This is a genomic window from Flavobacterium dankookense (assembly GCF_004362665.1).
GTDB lineage: Bacteria > Bacteroidota > Bacteroidia > Flavobacteriales > Flavobacteriaceae > Flavobacterium > Flavobacterium dankookense.
The window spans coordinates 52,700-74,356 of record NZ_SNXR01000012.1; the positions used below are offsets into that span (position 1 = coordinate 52,700).

Sequence of the window (21,657 nt, forward strand, 5' to 3'; positions counted from 1 at the left end):
TATTTATTTTTTAAACACAAATTTCACAGATTTACACAAATTAAATCTGTGCTAATCTGTGAAATCTGTGTTTTATTTTTCTTTTAAGAAATCAACGCTCCATTTTTTACTCCATCAGCATCTGGATTTACAAAAACCAATTTGCCTTCAGCATTATTCGTCATCAAAATCATTCCTTGACTTTCAACGCCACGCAATGCTCTTGGTGCTAAATTTACCAAAACAGTCACGCGTTTTCCAACTACTTCTTCTGGCGAAAAATGTTCTGCGATTCCAGAAACTATTGTTCTTACATCGATGCCTGTATCAACTTTCAATACTAATAGTTTGTTGGCTTTTGGCATTTTCTCAGCCTCAATAATGGTTCCAACACGTAAATCTAGTTTTGAAAAATCTTCAAATGTTGACGTTTCTTTTTGTGGTTCTACAATTTGACTTTCCATAACATTTGCTTTTTTAGTAGCTTCCAGTTTATCTATCTGTTTTTGAATTTCGGCATCTTCTATTTGAGAGAATAATATTTCTGCTTCACCAATTTTGTGACCCGATTTTAATAATTCTGAAGTTTCGGACATTAATTTCCAATTAAAATGAGATTGCTTCGCCAGTTCGCTATCGCTCGTGTCCTCCTTCGTCGGAATGACAAGAATACGAGATAATTTACTTGCGGTAAAGGGTAAAAATGGTTCGCATAAAATTTGTAGAGCAGCCGCAATTTGCAACGCCACATACATTTGAGTTTTTACTCGTTCTGGATCGGTTTTTACCATTTTCCATGGTTCTTCGTCTGCCAAATATTTGTTTCCTAAACGAGCGACATTCATCATTTCACCTTGCGCTTCTCTAAATCGGTATCGTTCAATTGAAGACGAAATTACCGCTGGATACGCTTTTAATTCGGCCAAAGTTTGATTATCAACATCACTAAATTCGTTTGGAGCAGGTACAATTCCGTCGTAATATTTGTTAGTTAAAACAACCACACGATTGATGAAATTTCCAAAAACAGCCGCTAATTCGTTATTATTTCTCGCCTGAAAATCTTTCCAAGTAAAGTCGTTGTCCTTAGTTTCTGGAGCATTCGATGTCAATGCATAACGCAAAGAATCTTGCTTATCTGGAAAATCTTGTAAATATTCGTGCAACCAAACTGCCCAGTTTTTAGAAGTTGAAAGTTTGTTTCCTTCCAAATTCAAAAATTCATTCGCTGGAACATTATCGGGTAAAATAAAACTTCCTTCGGCTTTCAACATCGCTGGAAAAATGATGCAATGAAAAACAATATTGTCTTTTCCTATAAAGTGAACCAGTTTTGTATCGTCTTTTTTCCAGTAATCTTCCCAGTTTTTTCCTTCTCTTGCAGCCCATTCTTTGGTTGCTGAAATGTATCCAATTGGTGCGTCAAACCATACATATAATTTCTTTCCTTCTGCGCCATCAACCGGAACATCAATTCCCCAATCTAAATCTCGGGTTACTGCACGAGGTTTCAATCCGTCGTCCAACCAAGATTTTACCTGACCTAAAACATTTGTTTTCCAGTCTTTTGCATGATCTACCAAAATCCATTTCTGTAAAAAATCTTGGTATCTATCCAAAGGTAAAAACCAATGTTTTGTAGATTTTAAAATTGGAGTTTCACCAGTAATTGTCGATTTCGGATTAATTAAATCGGTTGCATTCAACGTCGAACCACATTTTTCACACTGATCGCCATACGCTTCTTCGTTGCCGCATTTCGGACAAGTTCCAATCACAAATCTATCTGCTAGAAACTGATCGGCTTTAGCATCATACAATTGCTCGGTAACTTCTTCTATAAAATCGTTATTGTCGAATAATTTTTTGAAAAATTCCTGCGCCGTATCGTGATGAATTTTAGAAGAAGTTCTAGAATAATTATCAAACGAAATTCCGAAATCTATGAATGATTTTCTAATAATTCCATCGTATTTATCAATTACTTCTTGTGGAGTAATGCCTTCTTTTTTGGCCTTCATCGAAATAGCCACGCCATGTTCATCGCTGCCACACATAAACGCAACATCCTTTCCTTGCAAACGCAAATAGCGCGCATAAATATCAGACGGAACATAAACACCAGCCAAATGACCGATGTGAATTGGACCATTTGTATAAGGCAACGCAGCTGTAATTGTATATCTTTTTGGGTTTTCTAACATTGTAAATTCAAAATATGTTTTGCAAAAATAAGCATTACAATCGATTGTTTATAAGTTTTATTAAAAGCAATTTCCAGCTTTCCATTTCAAGATTTTTTCCCAAAAAGCTATTTTTCAAATTTTTTTAAAAAGAGCTTCCGTTGGTCGCTTTTTTAAAAAAGAAAAATGTGCTTGTTGATTCAAAATGCTTTCCATTGCAATCTGGGCTAAAAGGCCAGCAAAATGGAAACGATAGTAATTAGTAAAAACGGTAGTTAGAGTGTTTTGTGGAGAGATAATGTTTTAACTTATTCATAAATGCTAGCTCCAATCAAGATGTCTGAAAAAATTTTCCAATCTGCTTTTTCGGAATTTATTTCCTGTTTTGTATTGTCATAATAACTCTGTATATCTTCAGTATATCTTTCTAAAGCTTCTAAATAATCTGGAATAGTTTTATTTTCCCAATTCTCATTATTCTGTTCGAAATCTATTCTTAATTTTTTTATGCTTTTAATGAATTCATCTTTTGTCATTTTCAATAATTTATGAATTAAATAATTATATTTTATTCAATTTACAATATTCATTAAACTCATCTATTTGGTTGCCAATTAAACTTCTAATTTTTTTGTTTTTCTTTTCAAAGTCATTGATTTTAGATTTAACTGTAAAACAAATTTCAATAGCAGAACAAAAAGTGCGAAATGGAATTTCAATCTCAACTCTGAAATTTTCAAATTCAGTATTTTTGAGTTTAGAATCTATTTCTTCTAATATATCAATGTAATTTCTCATTTCATATTTTCAAGATAGTGAAAAAGGTTGCTACACAAAGTTTTTAATTTAATAAATAAGAGTTCCTGAATACATTTTTTTCGCAAATTCCATGTCTATTATTACAATTGTGTCTATTGTGAAATCAGGAATGGCTTTTCCTTCGACTGTAGCATTGAATATTTTTTCTGCTAATTTATAGTCTGGCGGATATATGATGAGCCCATCAAAGGGATAATTGACATAGAAATCATGATCTAAATCAAAGCGAATGTTTTTATTTACTTTTAACAAATCGCTCATCTTATTGCCAATCCCAAATTCCATAAAAAGTTTTCCTTTATATCCATTTCGGCAAGTCATTGAAACAATTTTACCGGTTAGTAAATCAATATCTACTTCAAATTCTTTTCCTTCAGAACTTAAACTCATATAAATGTTTTTATTATGGATTTCATGCATGATTTTAGTTTTATGATTATCAAACAAACTTGCGGTTATAACTGATTCAAAATCTGTAATAGTATTTTTAAAACTAATATTACCAGCACCATTTCCAGGAACAATGTCGGCTTCAAGATTAAATTCTTGAATTCCTGTAATATCTTTAATATTTATTCTGGCTTTCATACATGTCTTCTACTGCGTTTTAATGCGCAACAGTTTCTACAAATGTATATTTTTTTAATAAATGGTTGTTACATCTAACTTACTTGGTCTTTATAACCAATAAAGTTGGTTTTTTTGGGTAACTTTATTAGTTATTTTAACCAATAAACTTAGTTGTCATACATAATTTAATTGGTCTTTTTACATAACTTACTTGGTTGTTATAACCAATAAAGTTGGTTATTATACATAATTTACTTGGTTATAAAAACCAAGTTACTTGGTCTTTATAACCAACAGATTTATCTAACTCATTGATTTACTGAATAAAAAGCGTTCGTTTGAGTGTTTTTTGCGTAGCGAAACGAAACAAAAAGTGTATCGAGAACTTGATTTTAGTGGAATTTACCATGTTATCAATATGTTTTTTTTCAAAAATCGCTTCAGCGGACGAAAAAATTTCATCAAAAACAAATCACACACAAGGGGTTAATTCTATATTTGTGCTACTATTTTATTAAAACCCAAAAGTGAAAAAGTCTATTCTCTATATTCTATTTTCTTTATTTTTTCATAATCTTCATTCACAAAAAAAGATGATTACACCACCATTTTTGCAACAAGGCGATACCGTTGCCATAGTTTCTACTGCTCGAAAAAACGTTGAAGACAATTTAAAACCAACTATTGACATGCTTGAAGGTTGGGGTTTGAAAGTGAAAATTGGTAAAACAATTGGTTTATTTCACCATCAACTAGCCGGAACCGATGAACAACGTGCGGAAGATTTTCAAGAACAATTGGACAATCCTAATATCAAAGCCATTTGGTGTGTTCGTGGCGGTTATGGAACCGTTCGAATTATAGACAAACTCGATTTTACCAAATTCAAGCAAAATCCAAAATGGATAATTGGTTTTAGCGATGTAACCGTTTTGCACAGTCATTTAAACCGAATGGGTTTTCAATCCATCCACGGAATTATGCCAGTAAGTGTGGCAAGAGCAACCGATGATGCCAAGAATTCACTTTGCACGGCTTTGTTTGGAGATAAATTAGCATACGAATTGGATTGCGATGCTTTAAATCATGTTGGTAAAGCCAAAGGCGAATTAGTTGGCGGCAATTTATCTATTTTATACAGTTTGTTGGGTTCAGATTCTGCTATTGACTGCGAAGACAAAATTCTTTTTATCGAAGATTTAGACGAATACATGTATCATATCGACCGAATGATGATGAACTTAAAACGAAACGGTTGTTTAAGCAGTTTAAAAGGAATCATTGTCGGAGGAATGACCGATATGAAAGACAACGAAATTCCATGGGGAAAAAATGCTCTCGAAATTATTGAAGAAACCATCAAAGGATTAAATATTCCTGTGATTTATAATTTTCCTGCCGGACATATTCGAGACAATCGCGCTTTGATTTTCGGGAAACAAATCACGATGGAAGTAACTGTAGAGAAAAGTAAAGTAACTTTTGAATAGACATTTTAGACTGGCTTAGACATTTTAGATTTTTAGATAATCTAGAAGTCTAACAATCTAACTATCTAAGAAGTCTAACAATCTAAAAATGGCTGAACACAACGAATTAGGAAAACTTGGAGAAGAACTGGCTGTAGAATTTCTGCAAAAAAGTGGCTATGATATTCTAGAAACCAATTGGGTTTTTCAAAAAGCGGAAATCGATATTATTGCCCAAAAAGAAAATATCCTTGCCGTCGTTGAAGTAAAAACGCGTTCAAATATTGATTTTGGATTACCACAAGATTTTGTAAAACCCTCAAAAATCCAATTGTTAGTAAAAGCCGTAAATGAATATGTAATTTCAAATGACTTGGATGTTGAAATTCGATTTGATATTATTGCCATTCACAAAGAAGGAAAAAATTACAAAATCGAACACATAGATGATGCTTTCTATCATTTTTGATTGAACAATTCATAAAAAAATTAATAGAAATCCAATTTTTTAACTATTTTGAATAATTTTACTTAAAGCCTCAAATTCTATGAAAAGAAACCTACTCGTATTACTCTCAATTTTTTCGTTTTCTGTATTTGGTCAAAACCAAGTTGCAAAACAAATTGCAACGCTTCAAAATGTAAAAACCAACTTCAAAAAAGTTTCTGTTTTAACACCAAATGCAACTATTATTTCTTCAGATGTTGAAAAAGTAGTAGATAATGCTACATTAGCAAAAATTAACTTGTCTTCTGTAAATCAAGTTTTTACAACTAAAGAAAATTACATAGAATTAGAAATCCCGTATGAAAATGAATTGATTTCTGTTTTGTTGTATAAAGTAAATCCATTCACTGAAGATTTTCAAATAGACACTGATAAACAAAAAAACATAGCTTATCAAAAAGGGGTTTACTACAGAGGTATTGTTAAAAATGATGTTCATTCGATTTCGTCTTTCAATTTTTTTAATGGTGAATTTAACGGAATTATTTCAAGTGAGTCGCTAGGGAATTTAGTCATTGGGAAATTGGATAAAAAAGACAATCAACTGGATTATATTGTTTATTCTGATGCTAAAATGAAAGTTCTCAATGATTTTAGTTGTTCTACAAAAGACGAAGATATCATAGAACCAAATGATAATTTTCAAAACAGAGAAGCCAATACTTTGAAGTGTGTTACTTTTTATTTTGAAGTTGACAACACTCTATACAATCTTAATAATCAAAATATTACAACCACAACAAATTGGATGACTTCTGTTTTTAATAATGTTCAAACCTTATTTACTAATGACGGAATAACAACTGCTATAAAATCAATTTTTGTATGGACTTCGCCCGATATTTATGAAGGAATTGGTGATAGCTCTGGTGATTATCTTAATGCTTTTGCCCAAAATCGTCCAATATTCAATGGTGATGTTGGTATGTTGGTTGGTATTGATCCCGGAGGTTTGGGTGGTGTTGCGGCTTTAAACTCTATTTGTGGTCAATTTAATTATGCTTATTCTGATGTAAATTTTAATTATTCTTCTGTTCCAACTTATTCTTGGACAGTTAATGTAATCACTCACGAATTTGGTCATTCTTTAGGTTCGCCACATACCCATTCTTGCTCTTGGAACGGAAATGGAACTGCTATTGATGGTTGTGGTCCATCAGCTGGATATCCTGAAGGAAGTTGTGCTCAAGCTCCAATTCCTATTGATGGAACAATCATGAGTTATTGTCACTTAGTTTCTGGTGTTGGCGTTAATTTTGCCAATGGTTTTGGACCTCAACCTGCAGCTTTAATGCAAAATAGGGTAAATAGTAAAAGTTGTCTAAGTTCCGATTGTGTCAATACTTGTATTAGCTCTATTGTCGATATCCAAGGAATTAATGTTACTGAAACTAGTGCAACAATAACATGGACAGATTTAAACACGGAAGCAACTTCTTGGCAAATTTCAGTAACATTGCCTAATGCAAACTCTGTTTGGAATACGGTTACAACAAATAGTTATTCCGTTTCAGGACTTATTGCTAACACTTATTATGAAGCTAGAATTAGACCTATTTGTTCTGGAATAACCCCAATTTCAAGAGAAAATATTTTTGCAACTGCAGGAGATTATTGTGGCGGAATGCTATTTACAGATTCTGGTGGAGAATTTAATCAACATACCAATTTTGAATCGTTTACAAGAACTATGATTCCCAATTTACCTAATCAAAAACTAACCGCAACGTTTACTTCTTTTAGTTTAGAATTGGATTACGATTACTTATACATTTATAATGGTTCAGACGAAACTTTCCCGGAATTTCAAACTGGTGGTTACACTGGAGTAGATTCTCCGGGAACAATAACCTCATCGGCAGTTGATGGTTCGTTGACATTTAGATTTTTTTCAGACCAGTTTGTAACTGATGAAGGATGGACAGCCAACATTTCTTGTTCTCCTTCGCTTGGAATTTCTAATAATGATTTTATTGATTTTAGATACTATCCAAATCCAACAACAGGAACATTGAATATAAAATCAAACACTGCTATTTCTGAAATAACGGTTTTCAATATTGAAGGTCGACGATTGTTTTTTAATAAAACTTTGGATGCGTTAGAGACATCGGTTGATATTTCTCAGTTTGCCACAGGAAGTTATTTCTTTAAACTTAAATTTGGCGAAAAAGAAGCCAATTTCAAAGTGTTAAAAATGTAGTTTTAGCATAAGAATTCAATAAAAACAGCCGTAAATCATTTTATATTTACGGCTTTTTTGAAGTAAATCTATGTTTTCTATTCTAACATTTGCATTAATTCCAATGCTTTATTAATCGATTTTACATTTTCAAAAGTCAACAACAATCGCAAACCGTTTTTAGTTTCTTTCTCTTTCATTTTGCAAAGGTTTCCGTGTTGTTGTACAAACCTTAGAACATTAGTAAATCGTTTTGAAGTATAATAATCCGATTGTTGGTCAGCAATGAAATAACCAATCAATTTACCTTGTTTCATTACAATTCTTTCAATACCAATTTTTGTTGCAATCCATTTGATGCGAATGCTATTTAGCAATGCTTTTGCTTGTTTTGGTAACGGACCAAAACGGTCAATCAATTTGTTTTCATATGAAACAAGTTCTTCTTCTGTTTTGCAAGTACCTAGTTCGTTATAAAGCGCTAATCGTTCCGTAACGTTGTTGATGTATTCATCTGGGAAAAGCAATTCAAAATCAGTATCGATTTGTAAATCTTTTACATATTCTTTGGTTTCAACATCGGTATCGGTTTCATACAAGTCTTTGAACTCGTTTTCTTTAAGTTCTTCTATGGCTTCGTTCATGATTTTTTGATAGGTTTCAAAGCCAATTTCATTGATAAAACCACTTTGTTCTCCACCTAACAAATCACCAGCACCACGAATTTCCAAATCTTTCATAGCGATGTTAAATCCGCTTCCCAGTTCGTTGTATTGTTCCAACGCTTGAATACGTTTTCGAGCATCATCTGTCATAACAGAATAGGGCGGACAAATGAAATAACAAAACGCTTTTTTATTGCTTCGACCAACACGACCTCGCATTTGATGCAAATCGGAAAGTCCAAAATTGTTAGCATTATTAATGAAAATCGTATTGGCATTTGGTACATCCAAACCACTTTCGATAATCGTTGTTGCTACTAAAACATCAAAATCACCATTCATAAAACTCAACATGATTTCTTCGAGTTTGCTTCCTTCCATTTGACCGTGTCCAATTCCAACGCGTGCATCGGGAACCAATCGCTGAATCATTCCTGCAATTTCTTTGATATTTTCAATTCGATTATTGATGAAAAAAACCTGTCCGTTTCGTTGTATTTCATACGAAATAGCATCTCTAATAATTTCTTCGTTAAATCCAACTACTTGTGTTTCTATCGGATAACGATTTGGCGGTGGCGTTGTTATTACCGATAAATCTCTAGCTGCCATCAACGAAAACTGCAATGTCCTCGGAATTGGAGTTGCGGTTAAAGTCAACGTATCCACATTGGCAGCAATTGTTTTCAGTTTATCTTTTACGTTGACACCAAACTTTTGTTCTTCGTCAACGATTAACAATCCTAAATTTTTAAACTTTACATTTTTATTGACCAATTGGTGCGTTCCGATAAGAATATCCAGTTTCCCAGATTCTAAATCTTCCAGCGTTTGGGCTTTTTGTTTGGCGGTTCTAAAACGATTCAAATAGCCAATAGTTACTGGCATTTCTTTTAATCGTTCGCTAAATGTTCGGTAATGCTGATACGCCAAAATGGTTGTTGGCACCAAAACGGCTACTTGTTTACTATTATCAACGGCTTTGAATGCCGCTCGAATAGCGACTTCTGTTTTCCCGAAACCAACATCGCCACAAACCAATCTATCCATCGGACGATCTTTTTCCATATCGGCTTTTACGTCAGCTGTTGCTGTGATTTGGTCTGGCGTATCTTCGTAGATAAACGAACTTTCCAATTCTTTTTGCAAATAACTATCGGGCGCAAATTGAAATCCTTTTTCCAATCTTCGCTTGGCATACAACTGAATTAAATTGAAAGCTATATGTTTTACTCGTGCTTTTGTCTTTTGTTTTAAAACTTTCCAAGCATTAGAACCCAACTTATAAATCTTTGGTGGCGTTCCGTCTTTGCCATTGTATTTGGATATTTTGTGTAGCGAATGAATGCTTACATATACAATGTCGTTATCGGCATAAACCAATTTTATGGCTTCTTGCGTTTTGCCTTCCACCTGAATTTTTTGCAATCCACCAAATTTCCCAATTCCGTGATCGATATGCGTTACATAATCGCCTACAGAGAGTGAATTGAGTTCTTTTAGCGTAATAGTTTGTTTTTTAGAATATCCATTTTTGATGGAAAACTTATGATAACGTTCAAAAATTTGATGGTCAGTATAACAAGCTACTTGATGTTCTTCGTCAATAAAACCTTGGTACAAAGGTTGTACAATGGTATGATATTGTTTACGGATGTCTTCACTGTTTTCTTCGTCTAAACTTTCAAAAATATCATGAAAACGGTTCGCTTGATTTTCATTGGAACAAAACAAATAATTAGTAATTCCGTTGAAATGATTGTCACTCAAATTGTTCAGCAATAAATCAAATTGCTTGTTGAACGACGGTTGTGGTTGTAAGTGAAATTCATATGTTTTTGTGGTCTTGAACAACGGTTTATTCGTCAATTCTACGATAGAAAAATCCAATGCTTTGCGCAAAAACCCTTCCTGATTTAAGAATAAATGTTCTGGCGAAGCATGTTTGATATCTTTCGAAAGTTTGTCAAAAGTTTCAGTAGCCTTTTCGAATAATTTATCCAATTGTGCCAAAACCATTTCAGTGTTTTCTATCCAAAGAATGGTTTTGTCGTTGATATAATCTAAAAAGCTTTCGCGGTTTTCTTTGATAAACTTGTTTTCTAGATTGGGAATAATGGTTATCTTGTTTTGTTTATCAACAGAAAGTTGCGACTCTACGTCAAACGTTCGGATGCTATCGACTTCATTGCCAAAAAACTCAATACGATACGGATTGTCATTGGAAAACGAAAACACATCGACGATTCCGCCACGAACCGAAAACTCTCCAGGTTCAGTGATAAAATCCACGCGTTTGAATTCGTATTCGAACAACACTTCGTTGATGAAATCAATAGAAATGTTATCACCAACAGCAACTTTTAGTGTGTTTTTATCCAATTCTTTTTTGGTCACTACTTTTTCAAAAAGCGCTTCGGGATAGGTAACAATTATCGAAGGTTTTTTTCTGGAATTGATACGGTTCAATACTTCGGAACGCAATAAAACATTGGCGTTGTCGGTTTCTTCAATTTGATATGGACGACGATACGAACTTGGATAAAACAATACATCGTTTTGTCCTAACATCTGCTCCAAATCGTTCAAATAATAAGCTGCTTCTTCTTTTTCGTTAAAAACCAACAGAAAAGGTTGTTCAGCTTTCTTGAACACTGACTGAATGATGATAGAAACGACTGAACCCGAAAGTCCTTTGCAATGGATTTTGTTTTGTGGAATAGCAAGACTTTCCACAATATGCTTTATTTTATTGGAACGTTCGTAAGTAGAAAAAAGCGATGACTGGCTCAAGATTATTTTGTTGGAATATAGGGTTTGCGTTTTATAATTCCTCCTAATCTACTTGAGGAATTTGTGGCAGCTTCTGGTTTTTCAACCGAAATGGCACGAGTTGTATCTAACATTCTAATCATGTCCGCTTCACCATCTTCAATCTTAATTTGGCTCTTTTTATCTATTTCGGCAAACTGAAATTGTAGTGATTGGATTTCTTGATTGATTTCAGGAATGAGTTTTACAATCTTTTGGTCTGGAATTGACTGCAAGTTGATGTATAGATTGAGCGTATTTATTTTAGTAGCAATTGTAGCTATTCTACTTTTCACTTCTGGTTTGTTATACGCCAAAGGAATATTGTTATTAAGCTCTAATGCTTTCTTAGATAATGTTTTTGCCTTTTTTTGAAAAGCACCGATACTGGTTTTAGGCTTCACCGAAATCTCTTTCAAGAAGTTTCTCCATTCAGCCCAACTTTGATTTAAAGACTGCGAACTAGCATTTAGAGGCATACCATTTAAACTCCAGTTTTTATTAATAGTATTGAAGATAACTTCTTGCTTCTTTATTTCTTTTTGTTGTTCAATGAGTAATAGCGATTCGTCCTTTTTACAGGAAATAAAAAGGGACAAACCGATAAGCATTAAAATTAATTTGTTTTTCATAAGTCGAAAAAAAAAGGCTTTGCAAAAATACAAAGGTAATTGTAATAAGTTGTCAAAAATATACTTTAAGATTTGTTTAATTTCTTAATAAACCACTTTGCGAAAACGTTATCTTTGCATCAACAAACACAAACTTCATTATGACTACAAAAATCCTTATCATTGGTGCGTGCGGACAAATTGGCACCGAGTTAACCAAGAAACTAAGAAGCATTTATGGCGCTGACAATGTGATTGCTTCCGATATTAGAAAGCTAAACATTGATGTGGTTAATGATGGAATTTTTGAAGTGGTTAATGCTTTAGATTTTAATCAAATTGAGCACCTAGTAGAACAATATAACATCACGGATGTCTATTTAATGGCAGCCTTACTTTCGGCTACAGCCGAAAAAAACCCAGCCTTTGCATGGGATTTGAATATGAATTCGTTGTTCCACGTGTTGAATTTGGCGAAAGCCGGAAAAATAAAAAAGATATTCTGGCCATCGAGTATAGCTGTTTTTGGACCAACAACACCACGATACAATACACCACAATATACCATCATGGAACCTTCAACGGTTTATGGCATTTCAAAACAATCGGGTGAACGTTGGTGTGAATACTATCATACTATTTATGGTGTTGATATTCGTAGCATACGTTATCCTGGCTTAATTTCTTGGTCTACTGAACCTGGTGGAGGAACAACGGATTATGCTGTAGATATTTATCATAAAGCATTGGAAAAAGGAACTTTTGAGTGTTTCCTTTCTGAAGAAACCGCTTTGCCAATGATGTATATGGACGATGCCATTCGTGCTACGGTCGAAATCATGCAGGCACCAACTGAGCGCATCAAAATACGTTCGTCTTATAATTTAGGTGGTGTTAGTTTTACACCTAAAGAAGTGGCACAATCCATCCAAAAACACATTCCTGATTTCACAATTACCTACAAACCTGACTTCCGTCAAAAGATTGCAGACAGTTGGCCTGCTTCTATTGATGATAGTTGTGCTAACCAAGACTGGAACTGGAAACACGAATTTGATTTGGACTCTATGACGTTAGAAATGCTTGAGAATTTAAAAAGATAAAGCGCTACTAAACTAGTAACGCTTTACCAAAAACAAATAAACAAACCTATTTATCTTAACACTAATTTGGGTCTTGAACAATTGGGTCGCGCAATGATTCTAGCACGGCAACCACTTCATTAATAACCGCTGTATCCGTTACACCGTTTAATCCGGCTGACTGACCAACGTAGCCAATGAATTTAGTATAATCAGCATTAGTAGATTTTACACCCATTCTTGGGTTTTGTGCTGGATCGTGAGCTGCAACCATTCCAAGACCTGTGTACGTATTTGTTGCGCCACCGCCAGTATTCGCTGAGAAGAAGTCGGTTAAGTTTTTACTCAACACAGCTACATTGGTTGTATTTCCTGAAACCACTTCGCCCACAATTGGTGCAAAATGTTCTCCAAGATTCCCATTAGAACCAGCAACAATATCTGCTACGATAAGTACAATGGTACTATCAACTACTGAACGATAACTCAATCGTCCTTTTTCTATCATCTGACCTGGATTATTTGGGTCACTTACCTTTGCGGTTCCACCTAATTTTTGATACAAACTCAATTGTGCAGGTGTATCATTATCATCATCACTGCACGCAACAAAACCTAACGCGGTTGTTGCCAATAATAGGCATATAGCCAGTTTTTCAAACTTTTTCATAGTGTATAGTTATTAGAATTAATTAAATAAGCGTTGAATTCCTCTAGAAAACTTAAAGCTAAAGCTGTCTTCTGCCATAACAGGACAAACTTTCTTTTGTGCTAGTTCGTTGGAGATGATGAACGGTTTGGCTTTGTAGTTTCCTTTAGCCATCAGTTGTTCATACACTCTTTTGGAGTTGGTAATTTTATTGTCATGAAAGTAAACCACAACGCCTTTTTCCATGTTAATGCGGTCGTTCTTTACGCCGGGAATGGATTTTAGGTTGCGGTGGATTTCTTTGGCTTTCGCCGAATCAATAGCTTCTTCGAAGTCTATTCTACTAATTTGAAGCGTTGCATTATCATATACAACTGGTTTTGCGGTGGCGATATGCACAACCAAAACCACGAATAGCAGTACTACTACACCGAGTACACTGCCAACTAGAACTTTAATTTTTTTGATGCTCATAACCAAGATGTTTTTTGTTTTCTCTATCATTTACGAGAACAAAAGCAACTTGGTTTTAAAGAATAGTATATTTTTTTATTTTTTTGCCTTGAGGTCTTTAATCAATTGATCTTCTATTTGGGTTTTGATCTTGATTACGGCATTAGAATCATCATTTGGAATAGTCATCGAAAGAACATAATGTTTGATTTTCCAACCTTCGTTTGTCTTTACTACAACTCCTGAACCACGACAGATTTTCATTTGTGTATCTAATAATTCATCGAACCAAGCGATTTTATTATCGGGATTGAAGTAGATGTTACGTTCAAGGGTTTTGAAGTTCCAGGCTTTTCCTTTGTCGAAATAAGGTTTGGCAAAGGCTTGGAATTCCGTTTTGTTCCAGTTTTCGGTAGCATCGGTGCCAATGAAGATAGCGTCTTCGGTCATGGCTTCAAAGTAGTTGTTGAAGTTGGTTTCGGCTGCTGCTTTGTGCCAATTGTTTAGTAGGAGATTGACTTTGTCGGTTTCTGTTAGTGGTTTGTCTTTTTTGGAACTACAAGATGTTAGGGAAACTATGAAAAGGAGGAATAGGTATTTTTTCATGGTAATGGATTTTTTATAAAGGTATAAAAAAAGAGTAATTGGTTTCTTCTTTTGTCTTGAAACAAAAGAAACAAAAATTCAAGCCTGAATAGTCTTAGCTTGAAAACTACCTTGAATTTCACGTCGCAACCCGAGTCGCTCGTCGTTCCTCCTCGACTATGTGGGTTGCTTTGTTTCAATTCTTCGTTGTTTTCTACGCTAATGCTATTAGTGCGATTGGGATGTGTAGTAAAGAAATAGTTTGGTTTTCTTTTTGGGAATTCTTTTCTTTTGTCTTGAAACAAAAGAAACAAAAATTCAAGCCTGAATAGTCTTAGCTTGAAAACTACCTTGAATTTCACGTCGCAACCCGAGTCGCTCGTCGTACCTCCTCGACTATGTGGGTTGCTTTGTTTCAATTCTTCGTTGTTTTCTATGCTAATGCTATTAGGGCGATTTAACGAATGTCAAAATAGGAATGATGATTATTTTGTATTAACCATTCAAGGTGTTAGATATCATTAAGCAATTTTAGACTTAATGAATCTTAAGTTCTTAATGGTTCAATTTGTTTTTTAAAACTTTTCTCCGTGTTGGGAAAGGTCTAATCCTATGCTTTCTGACTCTTCTGAGACGCGGATTGGGATGATGATGTTGGTTAGTTTGAACAACAAATAGCTACCACCAAAAGTAAACACAGAAACCAAAACCAAAGCCATCATATGATGTCCAAACACCGAAAACCCACCATGCAACAAACTAGCGTTTTCTCCTTGGGCAAAAATAGCGGTTAGTATCATACCCATAATTCCGCCAACGCCGTGACAGGCAAATACGTCTAGCGTATCGTCTATTTGTTTTAGCTTTTTCCAGTACACCATTTTGTTAGAAACTATTGCGCCGATGAACCCAAAGAACATACTTTGTGGAATGGTTACAAATCCTGCGGATGGTGTGATGACTACTAGTCCAACGACTGCTCCAATACAGGCTCCGAGTGCTGAAACTTTTCTACCGTTTAGTCTGTCGAAGAAAACCCAAGTTAGCATGGCAGAAGCGGAAGCTATAGTAGTAGTTGCAAATGCCATCGCTGCGGTAGCATTGGCTGCTAGAGCTGAACCTGCATTGAACCCAAACCACCCGAACCACAACATTCCCGTTCCTAATAATACAAACGGAATATTGGTTGGAATGTGTTCGCTGTTTTTTCTTTTTCCTAAAACGATAACGCCTGCCAAGGCGGCAAAACCAGCACTCATGTGGACTACTGTTCCACCGGCAAAATCTTTTACGCCAAAGTAACTGCCCAACAAACCATTTGGATGCCAAATCATGTGGCACAAAGGTGTATAAATGAATAAGGTGAACAAACAAATGAATAGTAAAAAGGATATGAAACGAATACGTTCTGCCAAAGCACCGGTGATGATGGCTGGCGTGATGATGGCAAACTTCATTTGAAAGAGTGCATAGAGTATAAAAGGAATAGATGAACCAAGCACTTTGTGTGGCTCGGTTTCTACTTGGTCAAAAAACGCAAATTGGAACGGATTGCCGATAATGCCATAGGTTTTTCCATCTATAGTAATGCCTATGCTATCACCGAAGGACAGACTGAAACCTACTACAACCCACAACAAACTGATAACACCCAGACAGATAAAACTCTTGAGCATGGTAGAAATGACGTTTTTCTTGCCGACCATACCACCGTAGAAAAAAGACAATCCTGGTGTCATTAGTAATACCAAGCAGGAAGCGGTTAATAGCCAAGCGACATCAGCAAAGTTGATGCTTTCCTCTGTATTGAAAGCGACGCCAGTGGCAGGTTGGTGTTCCCAAAACAATCCTGTTATGGCAAGTATGGTAATGATGATAAAGGCAACTATCCAGCGTTTTTCGTTTTTCATTGTTGTATCTTTTGATATTAACCCCTGTTTTTATAGGGCAAATATAAATAATATTGAAAATAAACAACAATTACTGATAAAAAAATAGGGGTTGTTTTGTAAAATTTGTAAAAAATGAATTGCTCTTGTTGTTTTTGATGATTGAGTAAAAAACAAGTTGCTTGTTGGGGTTTGTTGCACTATAGAAACCCTTGTGGCAATCTTGCCGCAAGTATATGGCAAGTATACCGCACTTAGATGGCAATCTAACCGCACTCTAGAGGTTTTGGGGAAAGGGGTATTATTTTAGGAAAATTGTATTTTTATGAATTCTTTTTGAAAGATGATTTTTTAAAGATCTGATTAGATCAATAAATTATTTGATACAAGAAATAAATATTGAAAGAGAAAAAGCTTTAAAAAAACTATACTTCCTATATTATCTGTGTTATACCTAATCTACTCGAGTAACTGCTATATTCGACCTGCATTTCAGAAAGTAATTCTTTATTAAAAATTTTCACATTTCTGAACTTATTAATAAATATGTCAAATGGTACTGAAAAGCTATAACGGAAATCAAACAATAAAGTAACGTCGTTATCGTTTTCATCAAAATATAAATGATCATATATTTTTATAGAGTCCATTGGGGTTGGTATATCTAGTTTACCATTAGTTTTTCTCACAGGGTTTTTAATAATTAAACCACTTAATAATTTTAGGTTTTTTCCATACTTTTTTTGAGCAATGTCACAAGGTCTGGAAATCAGAAGAACTATATCTTCAATTTGCCTCCCATCTTCGATTTGCTTTTTTAAAAAAACTTCAATTTTAGAATCATCTTTAATAGAGTATAATTTTTTAAAGAAACTATGGTTGTTAATTGCGATTAATCCCGGAGTTATAAGACTAGGTGAAATTTCATTCCCAAGTTTAAAATGAAACCAGCTATTTAATTCTTTATCCGTTGTACTATCCTCGACATCTTGAAGGTTATAAAGATTTTGATTATTTAATTCACTAATTTCACCATCAATATTTTTCTTAGTATTTGAAATTAACACTGTATCTAAAGCATCAAATAATATGGATCTTTTATAAATATTATCTTCACTTTCTTTAATGGACGTACCTCCGTGTGCAATTATAATTTTTTTTAGTTTATTGACTACGTTATTGGGAGTTTTAGTAAGATTTCCAATAATTTCATTTGATGAATATTTTACTGTTTTTTTCCAATGAAGTATTTCTTCTAAAGAATGAGTAGAGTTTAAATCTGTATTAAGCTGTTCAAATAACTCAGAAAAGTTATATCCTTGCTCAACTTGATAATCTGTTTTACTTTTAATTAAAGTAATGAAAGGAATAACCATATGTGTTCTTAATAATTCGGAAACTTGTTCTGCTTTACTTACATCTTTGGACCACATCACTAAAATGTAAAAAGATCTAGGTTTAACTATATGCCTTATCCAAGTTGAACAAATTTCAGCATCAAATTGTTCTGAATAATGAAGATCTAAAAAAATAATATTTGTATCAGAATATGTTTTTTGCGGATAGTCATCTCCATAAATTAAATCAGGATTAAATACTTTACATCCTATACCTTTCGCAACATAGTAATCGTAAATACCTTGAATTTCCTCTCTTTTATCATCGATAATAATTACATTAGGTTCTAAAAAATTTATCATAATTGATTTTTATTAAAAATTAATTTCACTACTGCTCCTGTATATTTTTCGGGAATACCTAAATCACTTAACTCCGTACTCTCAATAATATCAAATTTCCCGTATTTAAGCATAATAGTATCTACAAGATACAATCCTACACCTATACCATCTGATTTGCGTGAAAAGAAAGGCCTTATTATCTCAGAAATATCATCTTTAAAACCTGGTCCATTATCAGCTATAAATATTATAACACTATTTTCTTCTTTAACAGCTTTCAAATAAATTCCTTTATTTTCTTTATAAACTGTATCAAGCCAGTAAATACTGTTATCAATTAAATTCATTAAAACTGTGATAAAAAATCTTTTGTCACAGTTTATTGTCTCTACATTATTTGCTATATCTACTGTATAATTTATTTTTCTGTCGGATAATTTCAATTTGTAATTGTTGAAGGCTCTATTTACTGCTTCTGTAACATTTACAGGTTTATCTCCACCTTTTCGTAACACAGAAATAATTCCATCGGTATATTGTTTCAATTCTTCTACCTGATCAGTAATAATATCCGTTTTAATAGGTAAGGTTTTGACTGTTTCTTCCATCCTAGGAACCAGTTTTTCTATTTCATGTAAAGCAACAGAAGCTGTCATTCCAACACCTGCCGGAATTAAAAGGATTTTTTTGTCTTCTTCATATTTCTTTTCTATATTTTCGGCTTCTTCGAGAATCTTTTTCTTTTTTTCATCATTGTTAAGGTCAGCGTTTTCTAATAAGCTTTTAAAAAGACTAATTCTATCATCAAAAAGTATTCTAGTCTCTCGTTTATTAAATTTTAGCCATCTTTCCCTATCTTTCAATCTTTCTGATTTAAATTGATACAAGATGTAGTCTAAAAGGTATTTAAACAAAATGAAAGACTGATTTTCTACAAACCCTTCTCTATTGGTCTTTTCTACTAAATTTCCAGATGCCTCAGGATCAAGGTAAACAAACCCCATAACAAGGTTATTAGAAAACCAACTTGTATCCTGAACCCTTTTTAAGTCAATTCCTAACCAATCATTTCCTTTTTCTCCATAATCAAAAACACGTAAATCACCTTTATAAACTTTTATCCCAGAGTTCTCTTTCAGAATTTTTCTAGTTAATGGAGGTTCAACAGAATAATCCTTCAATGACTCAGAATCTAAATCAAAAGTATTTAATTCAAACATAAATCCACCAAAAGGTAACTTATCAGATTCGTCGTAACTTTTTAGCAAACTTTCAATAACTTCTTTAGGATACTCTTTTGATTCTAATTCTCTTCTTATATATGGTCTTATATCACCCTTTATATTTCTTTCATAAAGTTTAGGATTATCGACTGCATCAATTTTCCTTGTTCCAATTTCTTTATTATTTTCCAATGAAAATTTATATTCAAATGTCAAATTATAATTTTCATCAACTATTGCAAAAAGTTTGAATGGAGCTTCATCAATTATTCTATCTACAGTTGGAAAATCAGATAACCACTGGTTATCAAAGTTAAGGTTAATCTTAAAGCTGTTTTCTTTTACTCTAGGAGATAACATAGAAAGAGTGTGACCTTTTAAATCTCTAGCCATTCCTTTTGTCCAAGTTTCTTTTAATCCACTTAGATGTATGTAAGTCCCGCTTTTTTCTTTAAATCGAAAGGCAGATTGGTCTTTTCTTAATTTCCATCTGATAGGGATGTCAGATAAATGTTTAGACTGATTAAAATCTTTCCAATTTATATATAATTCAATCTCATAATCTGCCAAATATTTATCAATTATTTCTGTTTTATCTTCATTATATTTTAATATTAATGGCCGAGAAATCAGTAGTATTTTTGTCCCTAATTTATGTACCGCAAAACGACCAACACCCTTTTCTCCCATAGGAATGCGTTTATAAATAGTGGATTTTATAATCTGTCTTACTCCATTTATAACGGGCTTTCTAAAATCAGAACCTGGTTCCAACCAGACATCTTCAACAATTTCAGAAGTCATTCCTATTCCATCATCTTCAATAACAATAGCTGCCATCTCTATGTTATCAACATCTCTAAAATAAACATCCACTTTGTTAGCATCTGCATCATAGCTGTTTTTTACAAGCTCATAAATAGCCATTACCGGATTTTTAATTAATTCCTCTCCAAGTAATGTTAATATATGTGCTTTTGGCTTAAAGTGTTTTTCTTTTATTTCTTCTGACATAATAATTCTTTCATTTTTTTAGCAATAGCATTCGCCATTAATGGCGGAACAGCATTACCTATTTGTTTAAATGCGGCCGAACGTGAACCTTCAAAATAAAAATCATCAGGAAATGATTGTAATCTAGCGGCTTCACGAACTGAGATAGAACGACATTGTGTTTCATCAGGATGTATGTAGTAATGACCATCTTTAGCAATATGAGCAACGACAGTATGAGCAACACCAAGTCCGTCAACTACCTTGTATCTATCCGTAAAAGAAGTTTCGTTCTTGTGTGTTTTTAGTTCATCTGGTAAATCAGGATATTTTAAACGTTCCTTTCCTTTGTTCCATTTTTGAATTGCCGTTTTGTATATTGCTAAATCTCTTGTGTTATGTGGTCTTGAAATATGTTGCGTTACAAAATCAACACCGTTTCGCAATTCAAATTTTTGCAAATACTCATTTTTACTTTGAGTGTAATCTGTTTTTTTAAACCCTTCTCCAGGTTTCAACTTAGGTAAATCAGCAAAAGCATCATTAACCGTGTATTGTTTAACTATCTTTTCAAATTCAGGAAAACCAAAATCCTTCTCTTTTTTCCAACCTACAATTATAATTCTTTTTCGAGCTTGTACAACTCCATAGTCAGCAGCATTAAGCGTGTCATGATACACTTCATAACCAATTCTTCTGAAATAAGCTTTAAGGTTTTTAAAATGTTGTCCTTTATTTGCGCTCAACATTCCGGGAACGTTTTCAAAAACAAACGCCTTTGGTTTAAATTCATTTAAGAATCTTCCGTACTGGATATAAAGTTTATTTCTTGGGTCATTTTCAATATCTTCTTGATGCCTTCCTAAAAGAGAATAGGCTTGACAAGGCGGACCGCCTATGATTAAATCAATTTTTTTTCCTGATTTTTTTATTTTCTCAAAAATACCAGAAATAGTATCATCGTTTATCTCAATATTAATAACTGAGTCGAGAATTTGACTTGGAATTGCATTAAAAAAAACATCTTGTGATGTTTCTCCTTTGATATATTGGTAATATAAATCTAGATTTTTTTGAGATTTTAGATAGTGGTAGGCAGCTCTTGTTTTAATCGTTTGACATGCTTCAGAGTTCATTTCAATATGAGCTACGGCTTCAAAGCCTTCTCTGATAAAGCCTTCCGACATTCCAGAAGCACCCGCAAAGAGGTCGATATAGTTAAGTTTTTCGGCCATACGGAATTTTAATTATTAACAAAAGTATTGATAAAAACCTGTTAAATTACAAAATTTTAAATAAAAAAA

Annotated in this window: 17 protein-coding genes; 4 read left to right on the forward strand and 13 right to left on the reverse strand. The window is 33.6% G+C overall.

Annotated features, from left to right (window positions below; translation table 11 throughout):
- Nucleotides 1-83: 83 nt before the first annotated feature.
- The 4 genes from metG to BC748_RS04300 all read right to left on the reverse strand — a co-directional run bounded on the left by metG (nt 84) and on the right by BC748_RS04300 (nt 3,569).
- Nucleotides 84-2,183, reverse strand: a complete 2,100-nt coding sequence (metG, locus tag BC748_RS04285) for a methionine--tRNA ligase (RefSeq protein WP_133532239.1) — start codon at nt 2,181-2,183, stop codon at nt 84-86.
- Between the two features lie 287 nt (nt 2,184-2,470).
- Nucleotides 2,471-2,698 (reverse strand): DUF7660 family protein, encoded by a 228-nt coding sequence (locus BC748_RS04290; RefSeq protein WP_133532240.1) that lies wholly within the window; start codon nt 2,696-2,698, stop codon nt 2,471-2,473.
- A gap of 25 nt (nt 2,699-2,723) precedes the next feature.
- Nucleotides 2,724-2,960 (reverse strand): hypothetical protein, encoded by a 237-nt coding sequence (locus BC748_RS04295; RefSeq protein ID WP_133532241.1) that lies wholly within the window; start codon nt 2,958-2,960, stop codon nt 2,724-2,726.
- 48 nt (nt 2,961-3,008) lie between these two features.
- Nucleotides 3,009-3,569: a hypothetical protein gene (locus BC748_RS04300; RefSeq protein WP_133532242.1), complete on the reverse strand. Its 561-nt coding sequence runs from the start codon at nt 3,567-3,569 to the stop codon at nt 3,009-3,011.
- A 575-nt stretch (nt 3,570-4,144) separates the two neighbouring features.
- Here BC748_RS04300 and BC748_RS04305 point away from each other — a divergent pair.
- The 3 genes from BC748_RS04305 (at nt 4,145) to BC748_RS04315 (ending at nt 7,731) form a co-directional block, all read left to right on the forward strand.
- Nucleotides 4,145-5,041, forward strand: a complete 897-nt coding sequence (locus BC748_RS04305; RefSeq protein ID WP_133532243.1) for a S66 peptidase family protein — start codon at nt 4,145-4,147, stop codon at nt 5,039-5,041.
- Nucleotides 5,042-5,129: 88 nt separating this feature from the next.
- Nucleotides 5,130-5,489, forward strand: a complete 360-nt coding sequence (locus BC748_RS04310) for a YraN family protein (RefSeq protein WP_133532244.1) — start codon at nt 5,130-5,132, stop codon at nt 5,487-5,489.
- Nucleotides 5,490-5,568: 79 nt separating this feature from the next.
- Nucleotides 5,569-7,731 carry a M12 family metallo-peptidase gene (locus BC748_RS04315; RefSeq protein ID WP_133532245.1) on the forward strand — a complete coding sequence of 721 codons (2,163 nt, stop codon included), beginning with the start codon at nt 5,569-5,571 and terminating at the stop codon, nt 7,729-7,731.
- A gap of 77 nt (nt 7,732-7,808) precedes the next feature.
- Here BC748_RS04315 and mfd read toward each other — a convergent pair whose 3' ends face one another.
- Nucleotides 7,809-11,123, reverse strand: coding sequence for a transcription-repair coupling factor (gene mfd, locus BC748_RS04320; protein ID WP_425459547.1), 3,315 nt, complete (start codon nt 11,121-11,123; stop codon nt 7,809-7,811).
- A gap of 47 nt (nt 11,124-11,170) precedes the next feature.
- A complete protein-coding gene (locus BC748_RS04325) occupies nt 11,171-11,818 on the reverse strand; it encodes a hypothetical protein (protein ID WP_211338545.1) in 648 nt (215 codons plus the stop codon).
- Nucleotides 11,819-11,958: 140 nt separating this feature from the next.
- Here BC748_RS04325 and BC748_RS04330 point away from each other — a divergent pair, with 140 nt between their 5' ends.
- A complete protein-coding gene (locus BC748_RS04330) occupies nt 11,959-12,900 on the forward strand; it encodes an L-threonine 3-dehydrogenase (RefSeq protein ID WP_133532247.1) in 942 nt (313 codons plus the stop codon).
- A 61-nt stretch (nt 12,901-12,961) separates the two neighbouring features.
- Here the strand turns inward: BC748_RS04330 and BC748_RS04335 are convergent, their stop codons facing one another.
- From BC748_RS04335 to BC748_RS04365, 7 genes are all read right to left on the reverse strand, one after another.
- The gene (locus tag BC748_RS04335) at nt 12,962-13,549 is read right to left on the reverse strand and encodes a globin family protein (RefSeq protein ID WP_133532248.1); all 588 of its coding nucleotides are present in this window, start codon (nt 13,547-13,549) and stop codon (nt 12,962-12,964) included.
- An 18-nt stretch (nt 13,550-13,567) separates the two neighbouring features.
- Entirely contained in the window at nt 13,568-14,032 is a 465-nt protein-coding gene (locus tag BC748_RS04340) for a hypothetical protein (RefSeq protein ID WP_246014001.1), read from the reverse strand.
- Between the two features lie 45 nt (nt 14,033-14,077).
- Nucleotides 14,078-14,587, reverse strand: a complete 510-nt coding sequence (locus BC748_RS04345; protein WP_133532249.1) for a nuclear transport factor 2 family protein — start codon at nt 14,585-14,587, stop codon at nt 14,078-14,080.
- Between the two features lie 554 nt (nt 14,588-15,141).
- Complete coding sequence (locus BC748_RS04350; protein ID WP_133532250.1) at nt 15,142-16,476, reverse strand: ammonium transporter; 1,335 nt, start codon at nt 16,474-16,476, stop codon at nt 15,142-15,144.
- Between the two features lie 413 nt (nt 16,477-16,889).
- Complete coding sequence (locus BC748_RS04355; protein WP_133532251.1) at nt 16,890-18,155, reverse strand: hypothetical protein; 1,266 nt, start codon at nt 18,153-18,155, stop codon at nt 16,890-16,892.
- Complete coding sequence (locus tag BC748_RS04360) at nt 18,152-20,374, reverse strand: sensor histidine kinase (RefSeq protein WP_133532252.1); 2,223 nt, start codon at nt 20,372-20,374, stop codon at nt 18,152-18,154. The genes BC748_RS04355 and BC748_RS04360 overlap by 4 nt, the downstream gene beginning before the upstream one ends.
- Nucleotides 20,359-21,588, reverse strand: coding sequence for a DNA cytosine methyltransferase (locus BC748_RS04365; RefSeq protein WP_133532253.1), 1,230 nt, complete (start codon nt 21,586-21,588; stop codon nt 20,359-20,361). Before BC748_RS04365 ends, BC748_RS04360 begins: the two co-directional genes overlap by 16 nt.
- Nucleotides 21,589-21,657: the final 69 nt, after the last annotated feature.

Bases quoted from the DNA above. Each gene is read 5' to 3' on its own strand.
- metG (WP_133532239.1), bottom strand. From the start codon at position 2,183: ATGTTAGAAAACCCAAAAAGATATACAATTACAGCTGCGTTGCCTTAT.
- BC748_RS04290 (WP_133532240.1), bottom strand. From the start codon at position 2,698: ATGACAAAAGATGAATTCATTAAAAGCATAAAAAAATTAAGAATAGAT.
- BC748_RS04295 (WP_133532241.1), bottom strand. From the start codon at position 2,960: ATGAGAAATTACATTGATATATTAGAAGAAATAGATTCTAAACTCAAA.
- BC748_RS04300 (WP_133532242.1), bottom strand. From the start codon at position 3,569: ATGAAAGCCAGAATAAATATTAAAGATATTACAGGAATTCAAGAATTT.
- BC748_RS04305 (WP_133532243.1), top strand. From the start codon at position 4,145: ATGATTACACCACCATTTTTGCAACAAGGCGATACCGTTGCCATAGTT.
- BC748_RS04310 (WP_133532244.1), top strand. From the start codon at position 5,130: ATGGCTGAACACAACGAATTAGGAAAACTTGGAGAAGAACTGGCTGTA.
- BC748_RS04315 (WP_133532245.1), top strand. From the start codon at position 5,569: ATGAAAAGAAACCTACTCGTATTACTCTCAATTTTTTCGTTTTCTGTA.
- BC748_RS04325 (WP_211338545.1), bottom strand. From the start codon at position 11,818: ATGAAAAACAAATTAATTTTAATGCTTATCGGTTTGTCCCTTTTTATT.
- BC748_RS04330 (WP_133532247.1), top strand. From the start codon at position 11,959: ATGACTACAAAAATCCTTATCATTGGTGCGTGCGGACAAATTGGCACC.
- BC748_RS04335 (WP_133532248.1), bottom strand. From the start codon at position 13,549: ATGAAAAAGTTTGAAAAACTGGCTATATGCCTATTATTGGCAACAACC.
- BC748_RS04340 (WP_246014001.1), bottom strand. From the start codon at position 14,032: ATGATAGAGAAAACAAAAAACATCTTGGTTATGAGCATCAAAAAAATT.
- BC748_RS04345 (WP_133532249.1), bottom strand. From the start codon at position 14,587: ATGAAAAAATACCTATTCCTCCTTTTCATAGTTTCCCTAACATCTTGT.
- BC748_RS04350 (WP_133532250.1), bottom strand. From the start codon at position 16,476: ATGAAAAACGAAAAACGCTGGATAGTTGCCTTTATCATCATTACCATA.
- BC748_RS04355 (WP_133532251.1), bottom strand. From the start codon at position 18,155: ATGATAAATTTTTTAGAACCTAATGTAATTATTATCGATGATAAAAGA.
- BC748_RS04360 (WP_133532252.1), bottom strand. From the start codon at position 20,374: ATGTCAGAAGAAATAAAAGAAAAACACTTTAAGCCAAAAGCACATATA.
- BC748_RS04365 (WP_133532253.1), bottom strand. From the start codon at position 21,588: ATGGCCGAAAAACTTAACTATATCGACCTCTTTGCGGGTGCTTCTGGA.